This window comes from Streptomyces sp. JJ38 (assembly GCF_019303475.1).
GTDB lineage: Bacteria > Actinomycetota > Actinomycetes > Streptomycetales > Streptomycetaceae > Streptomyces.
On sequence record NZ_JABLSI010000015.1, the window covers coordinates 87,571 to 110,820 of the forward strand.

General features: G+C 72.8%; 27 protein-coding genes. 19 read left to right on the forward strand and 8 right to left on the reverse strand.

Features of this window, described 5'->3' with window-relative positions; translation table 11 throughout:
* Nucleotides 1-186: 186 nt before the first annotated feature.
* Together HPT28_RS10640 and hemL are read right to left on the reverse strand one after the other, a co-directional pair.
* Nucleotides 187-834, reverse strand: coding sequence for a histidine phosphatase family protein (locus HPT28_RS10640; protein ID WP_257578400.1), 648 nt, complete (start codon nucleotides 832-834; stop codon nucleotides 187-189).
* An 80-nt stretch (nucleotides 835-914) separates the two neighbouring features.
* Nucleotides 915-2,234, reverse strand: coding sequence for a glutamate-1-semialdehyde 2,1-aminomutase (hemL, locus tag HPT28_RS10645; protein WP_219090759.1), 1,320 nt, complete (start codon nucleotides 2,232-2,234; stop codon nucleotides 915-917).
* Between the two features lie 162 nt (nucleotides 2,235-2,396).
* Here hemL and HPT28_RS10650 point away from each other — a divergent pair, with 162 nt between their 5' ends.
* From HPT28_RS10650 to HPT28_RS10675, 6 genes are all read left to right on the forward strand, one after another.
* Nucleotides 2,397-2,951: a hypothetical protein gene (locus tag HPT28_RS10650; protein WP_219090760.1), complete on the forward strand. Its 555-nt coding sequence runs from the start codon at nucleotides 2,397-2,399 to the stop codon at nucleotides 2,949-2,951.
* 185 nt (nucleotides 2,952-3,136) lie between these two features.
* On the forward strand, nucleotides 3,137-3,484 hold the full coding sequence (locus HPT28_RS10655; protein WP_219090761.1) for a transcriptional regulator: 348 nt from the start codon (nucleotides 3,137-3,139) through the stop codon (nucleotides 3,482-3,484).
* Nucleotides 3,481-4,149: a nucleotidyl transferase AbiEii/AbiGii toxin family protein gene (locus tag HPT28_RS10660; protein ID WP_219090762.1), complete on the forward strand. Its 669-nt coding sequence runs from the start codon at nucleotides 3,481-3,483 to the stop codon at nucleotides 4,147-4,149. The genes HPT28_RS10655 and HPT28_RS10660 overlap by 4 nt, the downstream gene beginning before the upstream one ends.
* Before the next feature lie 185 nt (nucleotides 4,150-4,334).
* Nucleotides 4,335-4,706, forward strand: a complete 372-nt coding sequence (locus tag HPT28_RS10665; RefSeq protein ID WP_257578401.1) for an IS3 family transposase — start codon at nucleotides 4,335-4,337, stop codon at nucleotides 4,704-4,706.
* Nucleotides 4,707-4,719: 13 nt separating this feature from the next.
* Complete coding sequence (locus tag HPT28_RS10670) at nucleotides 4,720-5,208, forward strand: hypothetical protein (RefSeq protein WP_219090763.1); 489 nt, start codon at nucleotides 4,720-4,722, stop codon at nucleotides 5,206-5,208.
* Between the two features lie 16 nt (nucleotides 5,209-5,224).
* The gene (locus tag HPT28_RS10675; RefSeq protein WP_219090809.1) at nucleotides 5,225-5,392 is read left to right on the forward strand and encodes a hypothetical protein; all 168 of its coding nucleotides are present in this window, start codon (nucleotides 5,225-5,227) and stop codon (nucleotides 5,390-5,392) included.
* A 144-nt stretch (nucleotides 5,393-5,536) separates the two neighbouring features.
* On the opposite strand, the gene HPT28_RS10680 is transcribed toward HPT28_RS10675, so the two are convergent.
* From HPT28_RS10680 to HPT28_RS10695, 4 genes are all read right to left on the reverse strand, one after another.
* Nucleotides 5,537-5,941, reverse strand: a complete 405-nt coding sequence (locus HPT28_RS10680; protein WP_219090764.1) for a PIN domain-containing protein — start codon at nucleotides 5,939-5,941, stop codon at nucleotides 5,537-5,539.
* Nucleotides 5,934-6,212, reverse strand: coding sequence for a type II toxin-antitoxin system Phd/YefM family antitoxin (locus tag HPT28_RS10685; protein ID WP_219090765.1), 279 nt, complete (start codon nucleotides 6,210-6,212; stop codon nucleotides 5,934-5,936). The genes HPT28_RS10680 and HPT28_RS10685 overlap by 8 nt, the downstream gene beginning before the upstream one ends.
* Before the next feature lie 213 nt (nucleotides 6,213-6,425).
* Complete coding sequence (locus HPT28_RS10690; protein ID WP_219090766.1) at nucleotides 6,426-6,818, reverse strand: hypothetical protein; 393 nt, start codon at nucleotides 6,816-6,818, stop codon at nucleotides 6,426-6,428.
* A gap of 100 nt (nucleotides 6,819-6,918) precedes the next feature.
* Nucleotides 6,919-7,350, reverse strand: coding sequence for a hypothetical protein (locus HPT28_RS10695; RefSeq protein ID WP_257578378.1), 432 nt, complete (start codon nucleotides 7,348-7,350; stop codon nucleotides 6,919-6,921).
* A 114-nt stretch (nucleotides 7,351-7,464) separates the two neighbouring features.
* Between HPT28_RS10695 and HPT28_RS10700 the strand changes: the two genes are divergently transcribed.
* From HPT28_RS10700 to HPT28_RS10735, 8 genes are all read left to right on the forward strand, one after another.
* A complete protein-coding gene (locus HPT28_RS10700; protein ID WP_219090767.1) occupies nucleotides 7,465-8,280 on the forward strand; it encodes a helix-turn-helix domain-containing protein in 816 nt (271 codons plus the stop codon).
* 244 nt (nucleotides 8,281-8,524) lie between these two features.
* On the forward strand, nucleotides 8,525-9,064 hold the full coding sequence (locus HPT28_RS10705) for a hypothetical protein (RefSeq protein ID WP_219090768.1): 540 nt from the start codon (nucleotides 8,525-8,527) through the stop codon (nucleotides 9,062-9,064).
* A gap of 6 nt (nucleotides 9,065-9,070) precedes the next feature.
* Nucleotides 9,071-9,544, forward strand: coding sequence for a hypothetical protein (locus tag HPT28_RS10710; RefSeq protein ID WP_219090769.1), 474 nt, complete (start codon nucleotides 9,071-9,073; stop codon nucleotides 9,542-9,544).
* 382 nt (nucleotides 9,545-9,926) lie between these two features.
* Nucleotides 9,927-10,322: a molybdopterin-binding protein gene (locus tag HPT28_RS10715; protein ID WP_219090770.1), complete on the forward strand. Its 396-nt coding sequence runs from the start codon at nucleotides 9,927-9,929 to the stop codon at nucleotides 10,320-10,322.
* Between the two features lie 31 nt (nucleotides 10,323-10,353).
* On the forward strand, nucleotides 10,354-11,118 hold the full coding sequence (gene modA, locus HPT28_RS10720; RefSeq protein ID WP_219090771.1) for a molybdate ABC transporter substrate-binding protein: 765 nt from the start codon (nucleotides 10,354-10,356) through the stop codon (nucleotides 11,116-11,118).
* Between the two features lie 43 nt (nucleotides 11,119-11,161).
* Nucleotides 11,162-13,162, forward strand: coding sequence for an ABC transporter permease (locus HPT28_RS10725; RefSeq protein ID WP_219090772.1), 2,001 nt, complete (start codon nucleotides 11,162-11,164; stop codon nucleotides 13,160-13,162).
* A 20-nt stretch (nucleotides 13,163-13,182) separates the two neighbouring features.
* Entirely contained in the window at nucleotides 13,183-13,515 is a 333-nt protein-coding gene (locus tag HPT28_RS10730) for a YnfA family protein (protein ID WP_219090773.1), read from the forward strand.
* A 42-nt stretch (nucleotides 13,516-13,557) separates the two neighbouring features.
* Complete coding sequence (locus HPT28_RS10735; protein WP_219090774.1) at nucleotides 13,558-14,322, forward strand: SDR family NAD(P)-dependent oxidoreductase; 765 nt, start codon at nucleotides 13,558-13,560, stop codon at nucleotides 14,320-14,322.
* Nucleotides 14,323-14,329: 7 nt separating this feature from the next.
* Here HPT28_RS10735 and HPT28_RS10740 read toward each other — a convergent pair whose 3' ends face one another.
* Nucleotides 14,330-15,523 carry an RtcB family protein gene (locus HPT28_RS10740; protein ID WP_219090775.1) on the reverse strand — a complete coding sequence of 398 codons (1,194 nt, stop codon included), beginning with the start codon at nucleotides 15,521-15,523 and terminating at the stop codon, nucleotides 14,330-14,332.
* A gap of 192 nt (nucleotides 15,524-15,715) precedes the next feature.
* On the opposite strand from HPT28_RS10740, the gene HPT28_RS10745 reads away from it, so the two are divergent.
* The 3 genes from HPT28_RS10745 to HPT28_RS10755 all read left to right on the forward strand — a co-directional run bounded on the left by HPT28_RS10745 (nucleotide 15,716) and on the right by HPT28_RS10755 (nucleotide 18,695).
* On the forward strand, nucleotides 15,716-16,705 hold the full coding sequence (locus tag HPT28_RS10745) for a DUF3558 domain-containing protein (RefSeq protein WP_219090776.1): 990 nt from the start codon (nucleotides 15,716-15,718) through the stop codon (nucleotides 16,703-16,705).
* Between the two features lie 26 nt (nucleotides 16,706-16,731).
* Nucleotides 16,732-17,478 carry a DUF3558 family protein gene (locus tag HPT28_RS10750; protein WP_219090777.1) on the forward strand — a complete coding sequence of 249 codons (747 nt, stop codon included), beginning with the start codon at nucleotides 16,732-16,734 and terminating at the stop codon, nucleotides 17,476-17,478.
* 98 nt (nucleotides 17,479-17,576) lie between these two features.
* Nucleotides 17,577-18,695, forward strand: coding sequence for a DUF2637 domain-containing protein (locus HPT28_RS10755; protein WP_219090804.1), 1,119 nt, complete (start codon nucleotides 17,577-17,579; stop codon nucleotides 18,693-18,695).
* A gap of 126 nt (nucleotides 18,696-18,821) precedes the next feature.
* Here the strand turns inward: HPT28_RS10755 and lysS are convergent, their stop codons facing one another.
* Complete coding sequence (gene lysS / locus HPT28_RS10760) at nucleotides 18,822-20,564, reverse strand: lysine--tRNA ligase (RefSeq protein WP_219090778.1); 1,743 nt, start codon at nucleotides 20,562-20,564, stop codon at nucleotides 18,822-18,824.
* Nucleotides 20,565-20,825: 261 nt separating this feature from the next.
* Between lysS and argS the strand changes: the two genes are divergently transcribed.
* Nucleotides 20,826-22,583: an arginine--tRNA ligase gene (gene argS, locus HPT28_RS10765; protein ID WP_219090779.1), complete on the forward strand. Its 1,758-nt coding sequence runs from the start codon at nucleotides 20,826-20,828 to the stop codon at nucleotides 22,581-22,583.
* An 89-nt stretch (nucleotides 22,584-22,672) separates the two neighbouring features.
* Complete coding sequence (locus tag HPT28_RS10770; RefSeq protein WP_257578379.1) at nucleotides 22,673-23,248, forward strand: carboxylesterase family protein; 576 nt, start codon at nucleotides 22,673-22,675, stop codon at nucleotides 23,246-23,248.
* Nucleotides 23,249-23,250 lie beyond the last annotated feature (2 nt).

Consider the following 23,250-nt stretch of genomic DNA (forward strand, 5'->3'; position numbering starts at 1 on the left):
CGCCGTCGCGCCCCCTCACACGCCCCCCGTTTCGGACATAACTTCCCACGTCACCCCGGCTCGGACAGCCGGTGCGGGCGGGGACGCCCGGACCGGACGCGGTGACGGCGGCACCCCGAACACGCCGAAGCCCCGGCCGCCGTGCTGCACGTCGTCGACCAGGGCCCGGGGAAGGCGGCGGGAGACTCAGGCGCCGAACCCCTTGCCCTTCCCCTTCGCCGGTCGGGCACCGGCCAGCAGGTGCGGGGGCACCAGGTCGCGGGCCGGCTCCGAGTAGCCGACGGAGACGATCTTGTCCCCGACGTAGGTGAAGCTGGTCAGCGACGCGAGCGTGCACTCACGCTTGCGGGGGTCGTGCCACAGCCTGCGGCCCTCGACGAAGCTCCGCACCGTCCAGATGGGGAGCTGGTGGCTGACGCACACCGCCTCCCGGCCCCGGGCCGCGTCCTTGGCGGCGTCCAGCGCGCCCATCATCCGCACCACCTGGTCGAGGTACGGCTCACCCCAGGACGGCTTGAACGGGTTGCGCAGGAGGCGCCAGTTCCCCGGCCGCCGCAGGGCGCCGTCGCCGACGCCGAAGGTCTTGCCCTGGAAGGAGTTGCCCGCCTCGATCAGCCGCTCGTCCGTCGCCACGTCGGCGCCGTGCGCCTTCGCGATGGGAGCGGCCGTCTCCTGCGCCCGCTCCAGCGGCGAGGCGACGACGTGGGCGATGTCGTTGTCCGTCAGCGACTCCGCCACCCGGTCGGCCATGCGGCGGCCCAGCTCGGAGAGGTGGTACCCGGGCAACCGGCCGTAGAGGATGCCGTCCGGGTTGTGCACCTCGCCATGCCGCATCAGGTGCACGACCGTGACCGTCTTGTCCCGTGCGGGCGGCTTCGGCGCGCCCGCCCCCGCCTCGGCGTTCGGCGCCCCGCTCATGCCGGCACCGCCTCGGCGGCGGCCCGGGCGGCCCCCGGCAGCGCGGCGGCGACGCGCTCGATCGCGGCGTCGTCCAGCGCCGTCGACACGAACCACGACTCGAACGCCGACGGCGGCAGGTACACCCCGGCCGCCAGCATGGCGTGGAAGAACGCGGTGAAGCGGAACGTCTCCTGCGTCCGGGCGCCGTGGTAGTCCGTGACCGGCCGGTCCGTGAAGAAGACGGAGAACATGTTCCCCGCCCGCTGGAGGGTGTGCGCCACGCCCTCCTTCGTCAGCGCGTCGGCGACCAGCCCGCGCAGCGTGGCGGCCGACGCGTCGAGCCGCGCGTAGGCCGCGTCGTCCAGCTGCCTCAGCTGGGCCACGCCCGCCGCCGTAGCGACCGGGTTCCCCGACAGCGTCCCCGCCTGGTAGACGGGACCGGCCGGGGCGAGGGCCGCCATGACGTCCTCCCGGCCGCCGAAGGCCGCGGCCGGGAAGCCGCCGCCCATGACCTTGCCGAAGGTCATCAGGTCCGGCACGACGCCGTCCAGCCCGAACCAGCCGGCCCTCGAGACCCGGAAGCCGGTCATGACCTCGTCGGACACGTACAGCGCGCCGTGCTCCTCGCACAGCGCCTTCAGCCCCGCGTTGAAACCCTCCCGCGGCGGGACGACGCCCATGTTGCCCGGCGACGCCTCGGTGATCACGCAGGCGATCTGGCCCGGGTGGGCGGCGAACGCCTCGCGAACCGCGTCCAGATCGTTGTACGGCAGCACCAGCGTGTCCCCGGCCTGGGCGCCCGTCACGCCCGGGGTGTCCGGCAGCGCGAACGTCGCCACCCCGGAGCCGGCGGCGGCCAGCAGCGCGTCCACGTGGCCGTGGTAGCAGCCGGCGAACTTGACGACCTTCGCCCGGCCGGTGAAACCGCGGGCCAGCCGGATCGCGGACATGGTGGCCTCCGTGCCGGAGGACACCAGCCGGACTTGCTCCACCGGTGCGATGCGGGAGACGATCTCCTCGGCCAGTTCGACCTCGCCCTGACCAGGCGTTCCGAACGAGGTGCCGCGGGCCACGGCCGCCTCCACGGCCTCCTGGACGGCCGGATGCCGGTGGCCGAGGATCATCGGCCCCCAGGAGCAGACGAGGTCCACGTACTCGCGGCCGTCGGCGTCCGTGAGGTACGGGCCGGAACCGGAGACCATGAACCGGGGCGTACCGCCCACGGCTCCGAAAGCCCGCACCGGGGAGTTCACGCCTCCCGGTGTCACGACGGCCGCACGGTCGAAGAGGGACTGCGATACTGGTGCTTGGTACGGATAGCTCACAGGGGCCATGGTGACAGAGCTTCGTGCGGGTGGGCGGCCGGGCGTTTCGGCAGCCGTGGGCGGGGGAGGTCTCTGGGACGATGATCGGGTCGCGCGGCATGGGCCGCGGGCGTATGGGGGCACTCCCGGGCGGAGTCCGGGGGAGAATGCGGCGAACAGTCGGGTGGTGACATGCAGCGCGGAGGCGGACCGGGCGATGGCGCCGGGGACCTCGAACCGGAACGCGTCCCCCGCGGCCGACACCGCGGGGAAGCGTCCGAGAGCGAGGGTCTCGGACGGAGCGGCGGCCGTATGGAGGTGACCTACAAGTACTTCGGCGCCCCCGACGGTGCGACGGCGGCCCGGGTACCCCTGTCCATGCGCCCCCAGGATCTCGGGGGCGACGAACTCGGCCACGGCATGTTCACCCGCATCAAGCCCGAGACGATGGCCGCGATGGTCCTCACCGGCCTCGAGGGCATACCCCTGCACCGGGTACCACCCCTGGAGCTCGTCGTCCTCCACCCCGACTACGCCGTCGTCAAGCTCCCCATGACCGTCGTGGACCCCCTGCGGGGCGTCGGCGAGGAGTCCGTCGGCGCCGCGGCCTTCATCTGGTCCACCGTCCCCGACCGCAGCGGCCCCCGCGACGCGTTCGACGTCTACCGCCTGCTGCACCAGTGGCAGGACTTCAGCCACCGCCTCCACGAGGCCGGCCACGAACCCTACTGCCTCGTCTGGCCCTGACCGCCCCCACTGCGGGGTGGGGCGCCCGCGGCCCCGGGCCAACGCGGCATGCCCCCAGGCAGCCACCCCGCACGCAGACGCATCGCGCCTGGTCACGGGGCGCACGAAGCTCCGACGCGCCCCGGTCGCACCCTCCTGTCGCCGAGCCCCGGCCCTGACCGCCATGGCTACGCCATAATGCGAGCATGGCTCCAGCGCTCAGCGTCTCCGACCTTCGCCGCGCCAAGTACCGTCGGCGCCTGCCCACCGAACTCTCCGCGCTCGCCGGTCCCGACGGCGGCATCGTTGAGCTGCCGCTGCATGTGAGCTGGTCCGGCCTGTCCCGTTACGACCTCGACCAACCCCGGCTACGGATGAGCTGCTACCGGATCGTCCTGGCCGAGGGCCAGCACGACGACCTGGTCCGGTACCTCAACCGCGACCTTCTCCTCGACGCGTGGCCCGTCCTGCGCACCCTGATCAGCCGCGATATCCGGGACGTCTGGGAGGACGCGTTCACCGAGCTTTCCCACCGCGTGCCCGCTACAGCATGAATCTCACCGGCCTGCACAAGCGACTGCTGATCGACGTCCTGAGCGTGGGTTCCGGATTCCCGCTCGCGCTGACTGGAGGCTACGCGGTCCAAGCCCACGGTCTGGTGAACCGGCTCAGCAAGGACCTGGACGTTGCCACCGAAACCCAGGTCCGAATGGACCAGGTCGCCACCCAGCTCCGCGCGGGCCTGGAAGAACGAGGCTGGCACGTACGGGAAGTGGAAACCGACCCGCTGTCCGCCCGTTTGATCGTCACCGACGCGACCACGGGTGAGGACTGCGAACTCGACATCCTTAAAGAAACGACCTGGGGGCCGCTCGTGCACACCGAGTACGGCCCCGTGCTCGCGATCGAGGACGTCGTCGGCACGAAGGTGCGCGCCCTCGCCGACCGAGGGCTGGCCCGCGATCTCATCGACGTTCGTGCCGCCGCGCGCCGGTGGACCGATACCGATCTCGAAGAACTGGGTGGCCGTCACGCCCGCGACGAACTCGATCTCGAAGAACTCCAGGACCGGCTGAATGGCGCCGACTGGATCGACGACACCGAGTTCGCCGCCCATGGCCTTGACGACGCCGCCATCGCCGAACTTCGGGGCTGGGCCCAACGCTGGGCCGACAGCATCACTTCCCGCCTTCCCCGCGCTGAACCAGGTGAGGACTGAGTCGCCTCGGCTTTTTTCGCCCAGGAGCTCGACCCGACCCGGCGCAGGTCCTGACGCTCATCGACGAGCACCCAGACCTCGGGGCCGAGCCCGTCCTCCGGGAACTGAACATCCCCGCTTCCACCTACTACCGATGGCGCAAGACCGCCCGGCAGCCCTGTCGGCGCAAGCAGGAGGACACGGAGCTGACGGAGAAGATCGAACAGATCCACACCGACTCGATGGGCACCTACGGCTCGCCCCGCGTCCACGCGGCTCTGGCCAGGCAAGGGGTGAGGACAGGCCGCAAGCGGGTCGAACGCCTGATGCGCGAAGCCGGACTGGCCGGGCTCAGCCCCCGCCGCACCAAGGGCTTCACCCGCCGCGACCCGACCGCCCAAGCAGCCGACGACCTCGTAGAACGCGACTTCACCGCCCCCGCGCCGAACCGACTGTGGGTCGCCGACATCACCCACATCCCCACCACCGAAGGCCCCCTGTGGCTGGCCACGGTCAAGGACGCCTACTCCGGCAAGATCACCGGCAGAGATCGCATCCGTGACCTGCTGACGAACTGAGGAGGCGAATCGGATGACCATCCTGGCAGTGACGGGCCACATGGACCTGACCGACGACACTGTGCCACTCGTGCGACGGGCGCTGCGCAAAATTCTTGCCGAGTACCGAGGCGGGGAACTGGTCGGGATCTCGTGCATCGCGAAGGGCTCGGACTCCCTCTTCGCGGAGGCCGTTCTGGAGGCCGGTGGACGTCTCGTCGTGGTGATCCCGTCGCAGGACTACCGGGAACGGAAGGTGAAGCCGGATCACGCTGCGACGTTCGACCGGTTGACGGCGGCAGCGTCGGAGGTGGTCGTGATGCCTCACGCGACGGCCGACCGGTCAGCGTACGAGGCCGCGAACACGGTACTCCTGGAGCGCGGCGAGCGGCTCGTCGCGGTGTGGAACGGACAACCGCCGGGGGCCAAGGGCGGAGGCACGGCGGACGTGGTGCTGGCCGCTCGCAGCTCCGGATTGCCCGTGGACGTCGTGTGGCCCGAGGGAGCTGCCCGAGGCACGTGAGGGCGATGCCCATGCCGTGAGTGACCGATCCCGACCAACTCGGGTCCCGGAGGCGCTCAGCAACCTCCGCCGCAGCGGCCCCCGCGACGCGTTCGACGTCTACCGCCTGCTGCACCAGTGGCAGGACTTCAGCCACCGCCTCCACGAGGCGGGGCATCAGCCTTATTGCTTGGTGTGGCCCTGACCCGCCCGCTCCGGGCGCCCTGCCCCTGCCCTGCCCCCAACAGGGCAGACAAGGCACGCCGGTCCGTGATCCGTGATTCCGAGCATGGGCCAGAGCTCAAGCGTCGCCGGTCTTCGCCGATCCACGTACGCCCGGCTGCTGAGTTCAGACGGGCACGACAGTGACGACGCTGTCCAGCGCCTTGAAGTCGTCAGCGTTGCGGGTGAACAGCGGCAGCCCCCGGACCGAGGCGATGGCCGCGATCATCAGATCCGGCTTGCGGGGGCGCGGGTCGCGGCGCGCCGCGAGCGTCAGCGAGACCAGCGTGCCGTACCGGGCCGCCGCTTCACCGTCGAACGGAAGCGGATCGAACCCGGCGACAGCCGCCCCCAGCAGCTCCGTCCGCGCGGCCCGGGCAGCCGCGTCCCTGGCCATGGCCACACCCTGGTGCAGCTCCGCCAAGGTAACGGCCGTGAGCTCGGAGACCACGGGGAGGTCGGCGGGGTCGAGCAAGTGCAGATCGATGTATGTGCAGGTGTCGAGCACGCCGGCCGGGTACTGCTCAGCCACGACGCCGCTCCCAGGGGTCCTCGTCACCGATACGCTCCTCCGCTCCGAAGAGCTCTTCGGCTTCCTCGCGCATCCGCGCGTAGTCCACACGGGGCAGCCTGCGGTGCCGCTCGACCAGCTCCCGGGCACTGAGACGGGGCTTGCGGTGTATGGGGCGCAGCTCGGCCACCTCATTGCCGTTGCGCGTGATGTAGTACGTCTCACCCGCTTCGACAGCGTCCATGACGGCGGCGGAGTTGTTGCGGAACTCACGCTGAGTGATCGTCTTCATGCATCCATCGTAGCGCAGCGTGTCTCACGAGGCTACGCACTCGGAAGGGCTGCCCACCGCCGGGATTCCGGTGGCCGGCTGCCGCCTTCGGCGCGGAGCCCGGCCACAGGACCCGCGCCCGGGCGCCCCACGTGGGCGCCCGGGCGCGGGTCCTGTACGCCGGGGGCCGCCGGAACCAGTGGACGTGACGGGCGGCCCCGGCCGGGGCGCGCGTCAGCCGACGGGGCGGCGGGTGGCGGTGAGACGGAGGCGGGTCTCCAGTTCGTGCTCGCCTGGGACCGTGCCGTGGTCCTCGGAGACGAAGGCCGACATCAGGACCTCGTGGACCCGCCGCACGGGATCGGCCGCGCCGTGGATCTCCACGGCCACGTCCTCGTCCAGCGGCACCGGCACCGCCGGCAGGCCGGAGCGGGGCGTCTCGGTGTCCACCGTCGAGGTCCAGACGACGTGGTGCTCCGCTTCGGCGGTGCCGCGCGCGGCTCGCGGTGTCGGGTCGCAGCCCTCCGGGTAGGCGGTCTCCAGCGCGCCGAAGACCGCGCTGGCCGTCTCGTGGCCGCAGCCCGTCAGGTGGACGCTGACGCAGTACTCGCTGTCGGGACTCCGCATCACGGGCTCCTTACCCACGGTCGTCCGGCCCCCTCGCCTCCACCCCACCGTACGACGCGGGCCCCGTCCGGGCACGCCCGCGCCGTCGGCGAGTGTGACGTCACCGCATGCGGCGCAGGGCGAGGTACTCGACGTCGGCGAAGACGGCGACCGCGAGGGCTCCGGTGACGAGGACGGCCGTGCCGAGGCCGGTGAGCGGGACCCAGCCGGTGAGGGGCAGGAGCAGCATCTCCAGGGCGCACACCGCGTTGAGGGCGATGACGGCCCAGGCCAGGCCGCGCGGGATCGTCCGGTACCCGGCGATGAGGGCGAGGGCCACGGCGGCGCCCAGGAGGAAGACGCCGAAGGGCACGGACCAGTGGGCGGGCAGGCCGAGCGGCGTGCTGAGCCAGTCGGCGCCGAGCAGGAGGACGAGGCCGAGCACGCCGCAGGCGGCGGCGTCCACCCGGAGCACGGTGCGCAGGAGGCGCGCCGGGTCGGCGGCGTGGGCGGTCGCGGTGAGGGGGCGGTGGTCGAGGGCGTGCGGGGTCATGTCGGCCTCCGTCTTTTCGGTCGATTGCCCCTGACCTTCGCAGCGCGGAGGTCAGGGGCTCAATGACGTCCAAGGTCATGGCCGAGCGCACCGGCCGCTCGCTACGCTCCGGGCATGGAGACCGCCGAACTGCCGGGAGTGGGCACGCTGTTGCGCGAGTGGCGGCAGCACCGCAGGCTCAGTCAGCTGCAACTCGCGCTCGACGCCGACTCCTCCGCGCGGCACGTGTCGTACGTGGAGACGGGCCGGGCCAGGCCGAGCCGGGAGATGGTGCTGCGCCTGGCGGAGACGCTGGACGTGCCGCTGCGGGAGCGCAACACGCTCCTGCTGGCGGCCGGTTACGCGCCCGCCTTCCGGGAGTCGGCGATGGACGCCGCCGAGATGGCCGCCGTCCGCTCGGCGCTCGACGTCATGCTCACCGCGCACGAGCCGTACCCGGCGGTCGTCGTGGACCGGGTGTGGAACGTGGTCTCGGCCAACGAGGCGATGGGGGCGCTGCTCGACGGGCTTCCGGCCGGGCTGGCGGAGCCACCGGCCAACGTGTACCGGATGGTGCTCCACCCCGAGGGGCTGCTGACGCGGGTCGTGAACGCGGACGAGGTGCGCCACCACCTGCTCGACCGGCTGCGGCGGCAGGCGCGGGCGAGCGGGGACGCGGAGCTGCGGGCCCTGCACGAGGAGGTCGCCGCGTACGGGCCCTGGGTGGAGGAGCCGGAGGGCCACGGCGCGGGCGGGCAGGCGGCGGGGCCGGTGGCGTTGCCGGTGCGGCTGCGGGGACCGCACGGGGAGCTGTCGATGTTCAGCACGATCGCGACGTTCGGCGCCCCGGCCGACGTCACCCTCTCCGAGCTGGCGATCGAGTCGTTCTTCCCGTCGGACGAGGCCACGGCGCGCGCGTTCCGGGCGCTGGCCGAGGAGCGGGCCCGGTGACGGCGCCGGTGTGGCCGACGGTGGCGGAGCTGCTGGCCTGGCTGGAGCGGGAGAGCCGGCTGCCGCCCGGACGGCCCTGCGGAACATGATGCGCGACCAGAACCGCGACTCAACGTGATCGCCCCTCAGATCGCTCGCAGGCGACCCTGGCCGTAGCAGCGGCCAGGCGAGGCTGGGGCGTCCTCGTCGATGCTGATCACGCACGTGCAACGATGTCACCCTTCCCCGCACGAAAGACACGCCAATGAGCCGTCCCGCGATACCCGACCTGGCCTGGTGGCGCGGGGACCCCGAGCGATGGGAGCTTCTGGAGTTCGACGGGCAGCACACTGAGGACGGGCTGCCCATGGACGCCCGCTGGGAGGACAGGCAGCAGGTCCTCGAAGCCCTGGTCGGGGACCCTTGCCAGGAAGACGGGAACTTCGCCCGGTTCCTGCTCCTTCAGGAGACACGCCGGCATGGGCATTCCTGGGGATTCAGCCACAGCATCGAACTCGCCGCCCTGCGGGTCGCCGAAGAGCGCCGCGTCGAGGACGTCTGGCTCCTGTGGGAAGCCGTCTGCCGGAGCTTCGACACCTGGTGCGGCCTTCCCCACCACCTGCTGCTCACTGCCGGAGTTTCCACCACCACGGAGTACGTCCAAGACTCTGACCATCCCCAGCGGGACAACCTTCTGGAGCACCTCAGGAAGATCTCCCAGGTCACAGACAAGGAGGTCGCCCAGACACTGAGCCAGCGGCGCCGCTACTACGGCAAGATCCTCGACGAGCTGGGCGGGGAGTGAGGCTGCGTGGAGATCACTGTGCAGTGGGTACGGACCTCGTGGACCAAGGAGTCGCGGGGAGGTGAGAGTGCCGCGCGCAGGAATGCCGCCCCGATCGGGTTCCCTCTTCCACATGCGTCGAGTTCGCTGGCGCACGTGGTGCGCATGCGTGAGGAGAATGGCTTTCAGCCTCATGTCACTCTTGAGGACCTCGGCAAGGCCGATGTCCAACTCCGTGAAGTCGAAGGACGTCTGCGGGTCTTCCCGCGAGTGCAGCCTTTGCTTGCCCTGCCGCCGCGGCGACGACGCCGGCCGGCCGTGCGACTTGCCCCCGGGCAGTGGGCCCGTTGGCAGCTGAACTACCGCTTCAGCAGCGCACTGGGGATCCGGGACTGGTCCTACTGGTTGGACACCTTCAACATCGCCTACGGGCCGGTGACCACTGACCTGTTCTGTGAAACGCCTGACTTCTTCATCGACGAGCGGGGCCCCGTCCGCTAGCGCTGGCTGACGTGACCAGCGAGAGGTTGCGGCCCCTGCCATCATGCGCCCGTCGTCACCATGGATTCGTCAAACGCCCCCGACCAACTACTCCGCGCCCAGCTGACGCAGGTGCTCAGCGGCATCGAGCCCTGGGACGATCACGAGCAGACACACCTTGCTGCAACAGCAGAGTGGATCACCAGCGGAGCGCCTCCCTACAGGACGCTTAAGCCTGCCACCCCCGCGAAGCACCTGGTCAGCTACTTCGTCGTGCTCGACAGGTGGCCGCGCGCAGCCTGGGGTAGGCCCTCGGAGGAAGCTCCAAGCGAAGCCGCAGCTACCAGGCCGGAGCTCCTAATTTCCTTGCAGGTGCGAGGAAGATGGCCGTAGGTTGACGCACATGCAGTCCTACACCATCGGACAGGCGGCCCGGTTGCTCGGTGTCAGCCCCGACACCGCGCGTCGCTGGGCGGACGCCGGCCGGGTCGCGACCCACCGCGACGACTCCGGGCGCCGCCTCGTCGACGGCCGCGACCTGGCCGCCTTCGCCGTCGAGCTGGGCCAGGGAGCGCACGGTGAGGACGAGGTGGCCTACACCTCGGCCCGCAACGCCTTCTCCGGCATCGTCACGGGCGTCACGCTCGGCGACGTCGCGGCGCAGGTGGAGATCCAGGCCGGGCCGCACCGCCTCGTCTCCCTCCTGACCAGGGAGGCCGTCGAGGAGCTGGGGCTTGAGGTGGGCGTCCGGGCGGTCGCCCGCGTGAAGTCCACCAGCGTCCACATCGACCGCCCGTGACGCGCCCGCGATCCGCCCCCGAGGAGCTCCCGTGTTCACCGCCCGACGCCGCCCCCGGCACCGCGCCGCCGCCCTGCTCGCCACCGCCCTGCTCGTCCCGACGGCGGCCTGCGGCGGCGGGGACGGGGGCGGCGCCAGGCTGACCGTGCTCGCCGCCTCCTCCCTCACCGACGCCTTCGAGGAGGCCGGCGCCGCCTGGGAGAGGGAGAACCCCGGCACGGAGGTGTCGTTCTCCTTCGCCGGCTCGCAGGAGCTCGTCTCCCAGGTGCGCCAGGGCGCCCCCGCCGACGTGATCGCCACCGCCGACAGCCGGACGATGGACGACATCGCGGACGACACCGAGCACCGGGCGACGTTCGCGACCAACCGGCTGGTCATCGTCGTCGGCGCGGGCAATCCGCACGGGGTCGACGAGCTGACGGACCTGGCCGACCCCGGGCTCACGGTCGTCCTCGCCGCGCCGGAGGTCCCCGTCGGCGGCTACAGCCGCCAGGTCCTCGACCGGCAGGACGTGGACGTGCGGACGGTCTCCGAGGAGCCCAACGTGCGGGCCGTCCTCAGCAAGGTGGAGCTGGGCGAGGCCGACGCGGGCATCGTCTACCGGACGGATGCCGCCGTCGCCGCCGACAGGGTCGACGCCGTCGAGATACCGGAGGAGCAGAACCAGCTCGCCTCCTACCCCGTGGCCGTGCTGAAGGAGTCCGGGCGGCCAAAGGCCGCGGCCTCCTTCGTGGAGTGGCTGCGGGGCCCGGAGGCGCGGAAGATCCTCGCCGAGCACGGCTTCCAGCAGCCGTAGAGCCCCCAGCGCCGGCCCCCGACGCCCCCGGAACGTGTCCGCCATGCCTCGATCCACCGCCCCCGCTCCCCGACCGCCCCGGCCCCCCCGGAGCCCCGGCCGTCGTCGCGGCCCGCGCGCGCCCCTCGCGCTCGTGCTGCCCGCCCTGCTCGCCGTGGCGTTCCTGGTCCTGCCGCTGCTCGGCGTCCTGAGCCGGACCCGGTGGGACGAGCTGGGCGGGCACCTCACCGACCCGCGCACGGTCGAGGCCGTGCGGCTCTCCCTCGTCGTCTCCGGCTGGGCGCTGGGCCTGTCCCTGCTCCTGGGCGTGCCGCTCGCGTGGGTGCTCGCCCGGGTGCCGTTCCCCGGCAAGGCGCTCGTCCGCTCCCTGGTGCTGCTGCCCATGGTGCTGCCGCCGACGGTCGCCGGGGTGGCGCTGCTGCTCGGCCTCGGCCGGCGCGGGCTGCTCGGGCCGTGGCTGGAGGACACGTTCGGCGTCACGCTGCCGTTCCACACCTCGGGCGCCGTCGTCGCGGCCACGTTCGTGTCCATGCCGTTCCTCGTCATCAGCCTGGAGGGCGCCTTCGCCGGGCTGCGGCCCCGGTACGAGGAGACGGCGGCGTCGCTGGGCGCGTCCCCGCTGCGGGTCTTCGCCACGGTGACGCTGCCGATGGTGGCCCCCGGGCTCGCCGCCGGCGCGGCCCTGACCTGGGCCCGCGCCCTGGGCGAGTTCGGGGCGACCATCACCTTCGCGGGCAACCTCCCCGGCGTCACCCAGACCCTGCCGCTGGAGGTCTACCTCCTGCTCCAGGACGAGCCGCAGGCCGCCACCTCCGTCTCCCTGCTGCTGCTCGCCGTCGCGATGGCGGTCCTCGTCGCGCTGCGCGGCCGGTGGACGGCCGTGGGCACCGGCCCGGGGACGGGACGCCGGGGGCCCGCCCCGGCGGCGGAACCGGAGACGGGCCCGGAGCCCGGGTCGCGGGTCACCGAACGCGGGGCCCGGCTGCCCGAGGAGGCTCCCGCCGACCGCCGCTGGGCCCTGCACGCCGAGCTGACCGGCTTTACCCGGCTCACCCTCGACGCCGAACCGGGCACCACCATCGCCGTCGTCGGCCCGAACGGCGCGGGCAAGACGACGCTGCTGCGGGCCCTCCTCGGCCTCACACCCCGCGCCCACGCCACCCTGCGCCTCGGCGACGACGACGTCACCGGCCGCCCGCCGCACCGCCGCCACGTGGCCTGGGTGCCGCAGGACGGCGCGCTCTTCCCGCACCTGTCCGCCCTGGCCAACACCGCGTACGGGCTGCGGGCCCTCGGCACCGGGCGCGTGGTCGCCCGCCGGGCCGCCCGCATCTGGCTGGAGCGGCTCGGCGTCGGCCACCTCGCCCACCGCAGGCCCGCCCAGCTCTCCGGCGGGCAGGCCCAGCGCGTCGCCCTCGCCCGGGCCCTGGCCACCCGGCCCCGGCTGCTCCTGCTCGACGAGCCCCTCGCCGCGCTCGACCAGACCACCCGCGCCCACGTCCGCCACACCCTGCGCACCCATCTGCGGTACTTCGGCGGGGTGTGCCTCATCGTCACGCACGACCCCGTGGAGGCCGTCTCGCTCGCGGACCGCGTCCTCGTGCTGGACGAGGGCCGCGCGCTCCAGTACGCCCCGCCCGCCGAGGTGAGCCGCCACCCGCGCTCTCCCTGGGTCGCCCGGATGCTGGGGCGCAACGCCTGGCCGGGCACCGGGACGGCCGAGGGGCTGGCCCTGGCCGGGGGCGGGCACCTCGTCGTCGCCGAGCCCGGTGCGGCCGGGGACGAGGCCTTGGCGATCATCCCGCCGGAGGCCGTCTCCGTGCACCGCGACCGCCCCGGCGGCAGCCCCCGCAACGTCTGGCCCGGCACCGTCCGCGAGATCACCGGGCTCGGCAGCCGGCTGCGGGTGCTCGTGGCGTCCGACGCGGCGCCCGACCTCGTCGCCGAGATCACCCCGGGGGCCGCGGCCGAGCTGGGCCTGGCCGAGGGCGTCGAGGTGTGGACGAGCGTCAAGGCGACGGAGGTCACCCTCGTCGCCCGCTGAGCGCACACTACGCTCCGCCCATGACCGTCGGGCGATCCGTGCTGCTGTTCCTGCTCGCCGCGCTGCTGGAGATCGGCGGGGCGTGGCTGGTGTGGCAGGGCGTGCGCGAGCACCGCGGGTGGCTCTGGGTGGGCGCGGGCGTCCTGGCCCTCGGCGGCTACGGCTTCGTGGCCACCTTCCAGCCCGACGCCAACTTCGGCCGCATCCTCGCGGCCTACGGCGGGGTGTTCGTCGCCGGGTCACTGGCCTGGGGCATGATCGTGGACGGCTTCCGCCCCGACCGCTGGGACGTCATGGGCGCCCTCGTGTGCCTCGTCGGCGTGGCGGTCATCATGTACCCACCGCGCGGTTAGCAGGGCGGCCGCGCCGGGGAGCCACGTGAGAAAGGGACTCGTATGACCAGCCGTACCGCCGTCGTGACCGGAGCCAGCAGCGGGATCGGCGCGGCGACCGCGCGGCGGCTGGCCGAGGAGGGCTACCGCGTCGTGCTGACCGCCCGCCGGGCCGACCGGCTGGCGGCCCTGGAGAAGGAGCTGACGGCGGCCGGCCTGGCCGCCGAGGCCCGCCCGCTGGACGTCACCGACCGGGCGGCGGTGGACGCCTTCGCCGCCTCGCTGAGCCCCGGGGGCGTGCAGGTGCTGGTCAACAACGCGGGCGGGGCGCTGGGCACCGAGTCCGTGGCCGAGGGCGACCCGGCGGACTGGCGGGCGATGTACGAGATCAACGTGCTCGGCGTCCTGCACATGACGCAGGCCCTCCTGCCCTCCCTCACCGCCGCGCCCGACGGCGGCACGGTCGTCGTCGTGTCCTCGACCGCCGGGCACGGGGTGTACGAGGGCGGGGGCGGCTACGCCGCGGCGAAGTACGGGGCCCACGCCCTGACGGAGACGCTGCGGCTGGAGCTGTGCGGGGAGCCGGTGCGCGTCATCGAGGTCGCGCCCGGCATGGTCCGCACCGAGGAGTTCGCGCTCACCCGCTTCAGGGGCGACGCGGAGCGGGCCGAGGCCGTGTACGCGGGCGTGCCGGACCCGCTGCGCGCGGAGGACGTGGCCGACACCATCGGCTGGGCCGTCACCCGCCCCCCGCACGTCAACGTGGACCTGCTCGTCGTCCGCCCGCGCGCCCAGGCCGCCAACCGCAAGGTGCACCGCGAGGGCTGAGCGGCGGTCAGCCCTTCACGCACACCACCTGCCGCAGCTGGGCCACGACCTCCACCAGGTCCCGCTGCTGGTCGATGACCTGCTCGATCGGCTTGTAGGCGCCGGGGATCTCGTCGACGACGCCGGAGTCCTTGCGGCACTCCACGCCCTGCGTCTGCCGCTCCAGGTCCTGGGTCGTGAACCGCTTGCGCGCCTGGTTCCGGCTCATCCGGCGGCCGGCGCCGTGCGAGGCGGAGTTGAAGGACGCGGCGTTGCCGAGCCCCTTCACGATGTAGGAGCCGGTGCCCATCGAGCCGGGGATGATGCCGTACTCGCCGCTGCCCGCGCGGATCGCGCCCTTGCGGGTGACGAGCAGGTCCACGCCCTCGTAGCGCTCCTCGGCGACGTAGTTGTGGTGGCAGGAGATCACCGGGTCGAAGGTCGGCTTGGCCTTCCTGAACTCCTTGCGGAGCACGTCGAGCGAGAGCGCCATCATGACCTCGCGGTTGTGCCGCGCGTACTCCTGCGCCCAGAACAGGTCGTGCCGGTAGGCCGCCATCTGCGGGGTGTCGGCGACGAAGACCGCCAGGTCGCGGTCGATCAGGCCCTGGTTGTGCGGCAGGCTCTGGGCGACGCCGATGTGGTGGTCGGCCAGTTCCTTGCCGATGTTGCGGGAGCCGGAGTGCAGCATGACCCACACCGAACCGGACGTATCCACGCAAAGCTCCCAGAAGTGATTCCCGGAGCCAAGCGTTCCCATCTGCCTGGCCGCCCGGTCCCGCCGGAAGTGGACCGGCTCCGCGACGCCGTCGAAGCGCGCCCAGAAGTCGTCCCAGCGGGCCGCCGGAACGCCGTGCAGGCGCCGCGGGTCGACGGCCTCGTCGTGCATACCGCGGCCCACCGGGATCGCCGCCTCGATCTTCGACCGCAGCCGCGAGAGGTCCCCGGGGAGGTCGTTCGCGGTCAGCGAGGTGCGGACGGCGGACATGCCGCAGCCGATGTCCACACCGACGGCGGCCGGGCACACCGCGCCCCGCATGGCGATGACGGACCCCACCGTCGCGCCCTTGCCGAAGTGGACGTCGGGCATGACGGCCAGACCCTTGATCCAGGGCAGGGTGGTGGTGTTCCGCAGCTGCCGCATCGCCACGTCCTCGACCCCGGCCGGGTCCGTCCACATCCGGATCGGGACCCGCGCCCCCTCGACCTCGATGTACGACATGGTGTCCAACTCCCCCTACGTGACGATTCTCAACCCGACGCAGAATCCGGACAAGGCGCGACAAACAGCCCGGCAGGCCGGACGTCGGTGCGTGGGTTGCTGTAGACATTGTCTTCTGCCGCCCCGAGCGGGCGGCAACACGTTTTCGACGTCGAGCCGATCGACGCGACGAGCGAGTGCAGGGAGGCCAACGTGCGGCGCAGGACGTACCTGGGCGGCCCCGCGGCCCTCGCGGCGCTGACCGTGGTCCTGGCGGGCTGCACGGACGGCGTCGTCGGCGGCGGCCCGAACGACGGCAAGTCCGACGCGTTCACCAGCTCGACGCACGACAAGAAGCCCGGCCGGTACCGCACCCTCCCCGAGCCATGCGGTTCGCTGGACCGGGACGCGCTGCGCAAGGCGCTGTTCCCGGAGGGCGACGGCGAGGGCTCCACGGCGTCCACCCACCCCACGGACTCCGTCCTGGACGGCGAGGCGGCCGTCACCTTCGACACCGACCGCCGCGTCGGATGCAGCTGGAAGAGCTCCACCCCGCTGGGCAGCCGCCACCTTTCGCTGGACTTCGAGCGCGTCGTCTCCTACGACCCCGAGGTCAGCGACGACGACCGGGCCCTTGAGCTCTTCGACCTGCGCGCCGCGGAGGCCGGCATCCCGGCCGAGCCGCCGGCCGGGGACGGCGGCGGCGAGGGGGACGGGGAGGAGACCGGCGAGCCCTCAAAGGAGCCGACGAGGGAGCCCTCGGACTCCGAGTCGACCCCCGCCTCCGGCACCGCGTCGGACGAGCCGGGCAGCGGAGCCGCGAAGGACGCCGGGGGCGACACCGGAGCCCCGGACGACGGCGGGGGCGCCACCCAGCCCGCCTCGGCGGGCCAGGAGCCGCCGCCCACGGACGGGGCCAGCGGTGACGGGGCCAGCGGCCGGTCCACGCCCGACATCGGCCCGGAGCTCGCCCCGCGTCCCCTGGAGAACGTCGGCGAGAACGCCTACCTCGACGACAAGCTGGTCACCGCCGACGCCGGCGTCCACCGGGACGTCACGCTGGTCTTCCGCACCGGCAACGTCATCGTCACCGTCCAGTACAACCAGTGGTCCACCGACAAGCGCCGCCTGCCCGACAGCGAACAGCTGCAACGGCAGGCCGACCGCCTCGCGAAGCAGATCGCCCGGCGGCTCGACAGTTGATCCGAGACCGGGAAAGCGAAGCCACCATGCTCCACACCGCCCCGACCCTGCGCCGCGCGCTCGCGCTCGCGGCCATACCCGCGCTGCTCGTCACCGGCTGCCTCGGCGGCGGGGACGACGGCAAGGCGGCCGAGTCCCCGTCCCCGAAGGCCGAGTCCGCCGAGCCCACGCCCGAGCCGGTGAAGTACTCCACGCTGCCGGACACCTGCAAGCTGGTGCCGGCAAAGCTCGTCGAGGAGCTCGTGCCGGAGGTCGACCACAAGAGCGGTGAGCCGCTCAAGACCTCGGACGTCGCCACCTACAACGGCTGCCAGTGGTCCGCGCTGGAGGACTACGACTACCGCACCCTCGTGGTGTCGCTGCGCCGTCACGAGTCGGAGGTCGGGGTCGGCAGCGGTGACGAACGCGCCGCGCGGTACGCCGAGTCCCAGATCAAGAAGCTCACCGGCGACAAATCCCTCAAGGGCGTCGAGCAGACCGCGGTCGAGGGCGTCGGCGACGAGGCCACCGGCATCGCCTACGAGCACACGTCCGACGGCGACGACTACCGCACCCGCACCGTCGTGGCCCGGACCGGCAACGTCGTCGTTGTCGTCGACTACGGCGGTACCGGCTTCGAGGACGGCGAGAAGCCGAGCGCGAAGGACCTGGGCGAACCCGCCGAGAAGGCTGCGAAACAGACCATCGCGGCCCTGGACAAGGCCAAGGACCAGCCGAAGGACGAAGCCGAGGACAAGGCCGAGGACAAGGCCGAGGGCGAGACCGAGGCGTAACCCGGGACACCCCTCCCGCCGGGCATGCCCTTGACAACGTGTGCCAGGCTGGGCGCCGCTCACGTGTCCAGAGCGGGAGGAGACCGCGGGTGTCCGCGATGAAGCTCAGCCGCACGCACCGCGTGCTCGTCGGCGTGGTCGTGATCGGGGCACTGGTGATCGCGGCGATCGGGTTCGCCGGTTCCTACGCCGCCGTGCGGGACCTCGCCGAGCGCAAGGGCTTCGGCGCCTTCGCCCCGTTCTTCCCCATCGGCATCGACGCCGGCATCGTCGTCCTGCTCGCGCTGGACCTGCTGTTGACGTGGCTGCGCATCGGCTTCCCGCTGCTGCGCCAGACCGCGTGGCTGCTCACCGCCGCCACCATCGCCTTCAACGGCGCCGCCGCCTGGCCCGACCCGCTCGGCGTCGGCATGCACGCGGTCATCCCCGTGCTGTTCGTGGTGGCGGTGGAGGCCGCCCGGCACGCCATCGGGCGCATCGCCGACATCACCGCCGACAAGCACATGGACGGCGTCCGCGTCTCCCGCTGGCTGCTCGCCTTCCCCTCCACCTTCCGGCTGTGGCGCCGCATGAAGCTGTGGGAGCTGCGCTCCTACGACGAGGTCATCCGGCTGGAGCAGGAGCGGCTCGTCTACCAGACGCGGCTGCGCGCCCGGTACGGGCGGGCCTGGCGCCGCCGGGCACCCGTCGAGGCGCTCATGCCGCTGAAGCTCGCGCGCTACGGCATACCCCTCGCGGAGAGCACCCGCGCCCTCGCCGCCACCGAGCCCCCGGCCCGGCCGGAGGCCACCGCGGGCCCGGCCCCGGAGGCCGTCACCGGTGACGCCGCCCAGGCCGCGCCCGCGCCCCCGGCAGAACCCGAGCCCGTGCCGGAGCTCGAACCCGTGCCGGAGCCCGCCCCGGCGTACGTCCCCGGCAGCCAGGGGCGCCGTCCGATCCGCCGTCCCCCGGAGCCCCCGTCCCCGGAGCCCACCGACGAGCCGGTGGGCCTCCCCGAAGACGTCCCCCTGGAGGACGTCTTCTACCACGCCTACCGCGACCTCGCAGCGCAGGGGCAGGAGCATGCCATGCCCAGCGCCCGCGACCTGTCCAGGGCCCTCGACGGGCGCTTCGGCATCCGCAACCGGGACGGCAGCCTGCTGAGCGAGCCGTACCTGCGCCCGCATGTACGCGAGTTCCGCGCACGCCTGAGGGGAGAGATGGGCGTCTCCAGCTGAGGCACGCGCAGGGCCGCGCCCCGCAGGGGCGCGGGGAACTGCGCGACCCGCCACAGCGCACCCGCGGCCCGCGACCACCGCAAGGGGCACCCCCTGCCCGGCCCGTCGGCCGCCCAGGCCGCAGTCCTACGCGGCGAGCAGCTTGCGGACGCGGTCGGCGCCGACGGCAAGCAGCAGCGTGGGCAGACGCGGACCGGTGTCCCGGCTCACCAGCAGCCGGTACAGCAGCGCGAAGAACGCCCGCTGGGCCAGCTTCAACTCGGGCGTCGGCTTGGCCTCCGGGTCCAGCCCGGCCTGCACCTTCGGCACGCCGTAGACCAGCGTCGTCAGCCCGTCCAGCGACCAGTGGGTGTCCAGCCCCTCCAGCAGGAGCCGCAGGCCCTCGCGCTGCTGCTCGTCCAGCGAGGCCAGCAGCTCGGTGTCCGGCTCGTCCCGCACCCGGGTGCGCTGGTCGACGGGGACCTGGGTGGAGATCCAGCGCTCGGCGCGGTCCAGCCGGGGCCGGGTCTGGTCCAGCGAGGTGACCGGCCGCTCCGGGTCGAGCTCGCCGAGGATGCGCAGGGTCTGCTCCGCCGAGCCCTGGGTGATGTCCACGACCGAGGCCAGCGTGCGGTAGGGCAGGGGACGCGGGGTGCGGGGCAGCTCGGCGGCGGCCGTGCGCACGGAGCGGGCGTGCGCGGCGACGTCGGCGGGCTGCGCCGTGCCGTCGGCGATCCGGCGCTCCAGCGCGTCCCACTCGTCGTAGGTGCGCTGGATCTCCTGGTCGAAGGCGATCTTGAAGGACTGGTTCGGCTTGCGGCGCGCGTACAGCCAGCGCAGCAGCGGCGCCTCCATGATCTCCAGTGCGTCGGCGGGCGTGGGCACGCCGCCGCGCGAGCTGGACATCTTCGCCATGCCGCTGATGCCGACGAACGCGTACATGGGCCCGATGGGCTGCCGGCCGCCGAAGACCTCGCGGACGATCTGCCCGCCGACGACGAACGAGGAGCCCGGCGAGGAGTGGTCGACGCCGGACGGCTCGAAGGTCACGCCCTCGTAGGCCCAGCGCATCGGCCAGTCGACCTTCCACACCAGCTTGCCGCGGTCGTACTCGCGCAGCAGCACCGTCTCGCGGTGGCCGCAGGTGCAGGTGTAGGTCAGCTCGGTGGTCTCGTCGTCGTAGGCGACGACGTTCGTGAAGTCCTTCTCGCAGTTCCCGCAGTAGGGCTTGTAGGGGTAGTAGGCGCCGCCGCTGCCGCTGCCGTCGTCCTCGGACGCGGCGCCCGAGCCCTCGGCCGCGGCCAGCTCGGCCTCGTCCACCGGCTTCTGGCTCTGCTTCCCGCCCTTGCCGCCCTTCCCACCGGCCGGCTTGTCCTTGGTGCGGTAGCGGTCCAGGACGCCGTCGATCGTGCCGCGCTCGCGCATGGCCAGCAGGATCTGCTCGCGGTAGGCACCGGAGGTGTACATCTGCGTCTGGCTGACGCCCCGGAACTCGACGCCCAGTTCCGCGAGCGCCCGGACCATGGCCGACTTGAAGTGCTCGGCCCAGTTGGGGTGCTCGCTGCCGGGCGGGGCGGGCACGGAGGTCAGCGGCTTGCCGATGTGCTCGGCCCAGGACGGGTCGATGCCGGCCGGGACCTTGCGGAAGCGGTCGTAGTCGTCCCACGAGATGAGGTGCACGCACGCGTGGCCGCGGCGCCGGATCTCGTCGGCGACGAGGTGCGGCGTCATGACCTCGCGCAGGTTGCCCAGGTGGATCGGCCCCGAGGGGCTGAGGCCCGAGGCGCAGACGATGGGTTTGCCGGGGGCGTGTCGCTCCGCCTCGGCGATGACCTCGTCCGCGAATCGGGAGACCCAGTCGGTCTCGGTGCTCTGAGCCACGTTCGGCACGTCCTTAGCTTCCGTGTGTTCCTGTGGTGCGTGTTCCGCGGGCCCGTGGGCCTCCGCGCGGCCCGTCCGGACCGGCGCGGACCCGCGTGTTCCCGGGTGCTTTCGTGAGGCCCATTGTCCCAGACGGACTCCGCCGCCCCGCGTCCGCACGGTGAGAAACCACGCCGGGTCGCGGGGCCCCGCGTGGGATACTGCCGATACGTCCACGGGACGTTCGAACGTCCACGCGTCCACACCACCGAACGGAACGGTTCACCTTTCATGGCTTCGGTCACTTCGCTCACCGCTACGGTCCACCAGCGCGTCGCGGACGCCCTCGCGGGCGCCCTGCCGGAGGCCGCCTCCGCCGACCCGCTGCTGCGACGCAGCGACCGGGCGGACTTCCAGGCCAACGGCATGCTGGCGCTCGCCAAGAAGCTGAAGGGGAACCCGCGCGAGCTGGCCGGGCAGGTCGTGGAGCGGCTGCCGGAGGAGGACGACGTCCTCGCGTCCGTCGAGGTCTCGGGCCCCGGCTTCCTGAACATCACCGTCACGGACGGCGCCATCGTGCGCACGCTGGCCGCCCGGGCCGCCGACGAGCGGCTGGGCGTGCCCCGGGCCGAGCACCCCGGCACCACCGTCATCGACTACTCGCAGCCGAACGTGGCCAAGCAGATGCACGTCGGCCACCTGCGGTCGACGGTGATCGGCGACGCGGTCATGCGCATCCTGGAGCACCAGGGCGAGCACGTCGTCCGGCGGCACCACATCGGGGACTGGGGCACCCAGTTCGGCATGCTCATCCAGTACCTGGTCGAGCACCCGCACGAGCTGGACCACAGCTCCGACGCCGAGGGCGGCGAGGCCGCCATGGCCCGGCTCGACCGGCTCTACAAGGCGTCCCGCGCCCTGTTCGACTCCGACGAGGAGTTCAAGACCCGCGCCCGGGACCGGGTCGTGCAGCTGCAGGGCGGCGACGAGGAGACCCTCGCCCTCTGGCACAAGATCGTGGACGAGTCCAAGATCTACTTCCAGGCCGTCTACGAGCAGCTGGACGTCGAGATCCGCGACGAGGACGTCGTGGGCGAGAGCGCCTACAACGACGACCTCCAGCAGGTCGTGAAGGACCTGGAGTCCTCCGGCGTCGCCGTGCGCTCCGACGGCGCGCTGTGCGTCTTCTTCGACGACGTCAAGGGCCCCGACGGCACGCCGAGCCCGCTCATCGTCCAGAAGTCCAACGGTGGCTTCGGCTACGCCGCCACCGACCTCGCGGCCATCCGCGACCGGATCGGCACCCTGAAGGCCGACAAGCTGCTCTACGTCGTCGACGCCCGGCAGGCGCTGCACTTCCGGATGGTGTTCGAGACCGCGCAGCGGGCCGGCTGGCTGCCCGAGGGCGCCGCGCTGCAGCTCGCGTTCGGCACGGTCCTGGGCAAGGACGGCAAGCCGTTCAAGACCCGGGAGGGCGAGACGGTCCGGCTGGTCGACCTCCTCGACGAGGCCGTGGACCGGGCGGCCGACGTCGTCCGGGAGAAGGCCCAGGACCTCACGGACGAGGAGATCGCCGAGCGGGCCGCCCAGGTCGGCATCGGCGCCGTGAAGTACGCGGACCTCTCCACCTCCATGTCCCGCGACTACGTCTTCGACCTGGACCGGATGGTGTCCCTCAACGGCGACACCAGCGTCTACCTCCAGTACGCCTACGCCCGCATCCAGTCGATCCTGCGCAAGGCGGGGGACGCCCGGCCCGTCGCGCACCCGGAGCTGGCCCTGGCCCCCGCCGAACGCGCCCTCGGCCTGCACCTGGACGAGTTCTCCCAGACGCTGGCGGGCGTCGCGGAGACCTACGAGCCGCACAAGCTGGCCGCCTACCTCTACGCCCTGGCCACGCACTACACGTCCTTCTACGAGCACTGCCCGGTGCTCAAGGCGGAGGACGCGGCCACCGTCGAGAACCGGCTCTTCCTGTGCGAGCTCACAGCCCGCACGCTGCACCAGGGCATGGAGCTGCTCGGCATCCGCACCCCCGAACGCCTGTAGCCCCGAGGCCGGGGGTGGGGGCGGCCCCACCCCCGGCCCGGGGGCAGGGCGGCTCCTCAAGCGCCGTTCGACTGCCTAGCGTCATCGTCATGCGGACCATGACGAGACGTGGCGGCACCGTGCGGCGGGCGGCCTACGTGATGATCTCCGTCGCCGTGGCGGCGGGGCTGCCGACCGCCGCGGGACAGGCATCGGACGGCGACCCGGACCCGTCGGTCGTCCGCACGGACCAGGGCGCGGTCCGGGGCGAACTCACGCCCACCGCGCGGATCTTCCACGGCATCCCCTACACCTCCCCCACCATCGAGTGGCACGGGGTGCGGGACGCCACCGAGCCCTGCTCCGCGATCGCCTGCCGCAGCCTCACGGTGACCACGCCGCGCGGTGTGAGCGTCGGCGCCGGGCTCCCCGTCCACGTCCACCTCGGCCCCACCACGGCCTCGGTCGCCCCGGACACCGTCACCGTCGCCGTCCCGGACGAGGGGCTCGCCGATCAACAGGCCGCCCTGCGCTGGGTCCAGCGCAACGCCGTGCCCTTCGGCGGCGACCCCGACGCCGTCACCCTGCTCGGCCCGCGCGAGCGGCTCTGCGCCCACCGCTCCCACCCCGGCTCCGCCTACCTGTACGCCGCCACCGCCCCGGCCCGCCCCTGCCCCGCCCGGTAGCG

Bases quoted from the DNA above. Each gene is read 5' to 3' on its own strand.
- HPT28_RS10690 (WP_219090766.1), bottom strand. From the start codon at position 6,818: ATGCGGAGTCCCGACAGCGAGTACTGCGTCAGCGTCCACCTGACGGGC.
- HPT28_RS10670 (WP_219090763.1), top strand. From the start codon at position 4,720: ATGACCATCCTGGCAGTGACGGGCCACATGGACCTGACCGACGACACT.
- HPT28_RS10755 (WP_219090804.1), top strand. From the start codon at position 17,577: ATGAAGCTCAGCCGCACGCACCGCGTGCTCGTCGGCGTGGTCGTGATC.
- HPT28_RS10750 (WP_219090777.1), top strand. From the start codon at position 16,732: ATGCTCCACACCGCCCCGACCCTGCGCCGCGCGCTCGCGCTCGCGGCC.
- hemL (WP_219090759.1), bottom strand. From the start codon at position 2,234: ATGGCCCCTGTGAGCTATCCGTACCAAGCACCAGTATCGCAGTCCCTC.
- HPT28_RS10715 (WP_219090770.1), top strand. From the start codon at position 9,927: ATGCAGTCCTACACCATCGGACAGGCGGCCCGGTTGCTCGGTGTCAGC.
- HPT28_RS10725 (WP_219090772.1), top strand. From the start codon at position 11,162: ATGCCTCGATCCACCGCCCCCGCTCCCCGACCGCCCCGGCCCCCCCGG.
- HPT28_RS10770 (WP_257578379.1), top strand. From the start codon at position 22,673: ATGCGGACCATGACGAGACGTGGCGGCACCGTGCGGCGGGCGGCCTAC.
- HPT28_RS10740 (WP_219090775.1), bottom strand. From the start codon at position 15,523: ATGTCGTACATCGAGGTCGAGGGGGCGCGGGTCCCGATCCGGATGTGG.
- HPT28_RS10700 (WP_219090767.1), top strand. From the start codon at position 7,465: ATGGAGACCGCCGAACTGCCGGGAGTGGGCACGCTGTTGCGCGAGTGG.
- HPT28_RS10685 (WP_219090765.1), bottom strand. From the start codon at position 6,212: ATGAAGACGATCACTCAGCGTGAGTTCCGCAACAACTCCGCCGCCGTC.
- HPT28_RS10735 (WP_219090774.1), top strand. From the start codon at position 13,558: ATGACCAGCCGTACCGCCGTCGTGACCGGAGCCAGCAGCGGGATCGGC.
- HPT28_RS10650 (WP_219090760.1), top strand. From the start codon at position 2,397: ATGCAGCGCGGAGGCGGACCGGGCGATGGCGCCGGGGACCTCGAACCG.
- HPT28_RS10730 (WP_219090773.1), top strand. From the start codon at position 13,183: ATGACCGTCGGGCGATCCGTGCTGCTGTTCCTGCTCGCCGCGCTGCTG.
- HPT28_RS10660 (WP_219090762.1), top strand. From the start codon at position 3,481: ATGAATCTCACCGGCCTGCACAAGCGACTGCTGATCGACGTCCTGAGC.
- argS (WP_219090779.1), top strand. From the start codon at position 20,826: ATGGCTTCGGTCACTTCGCTCACCGCTACGGTCCACCAGCGCGTCGCG.
- HPT28_RS10655 (WP_219090761.1), top strand. From the start codon at position 3,137: ATGGCTCCAGCGCTCAGCGTCTCCGACCTTCGCCGCGCCAAGTACCGT.
- HPT28_RS10705 (WP_219090768.1), top strand. From the start codon at position 8,525: ATGAGCCGTCCCGCGATACCCGACCTGGCCTGGTGGCGCGGGGACCCC.
- HPT28_RS10640 (WP_257578400.1), bottom strand. From the start codon at position 834: ATGCGGCATGGCGAGGTGCACAACCCGGACGGCATCCTCTACGGCCGG.
- HPT28_RS10695 (WP_257578378.1), bottom strand. From the start codon at position 7,350: ATGACCCCGCACGCCCTCGACCACCGCCCCCTCACCGCGACCGCCCAC.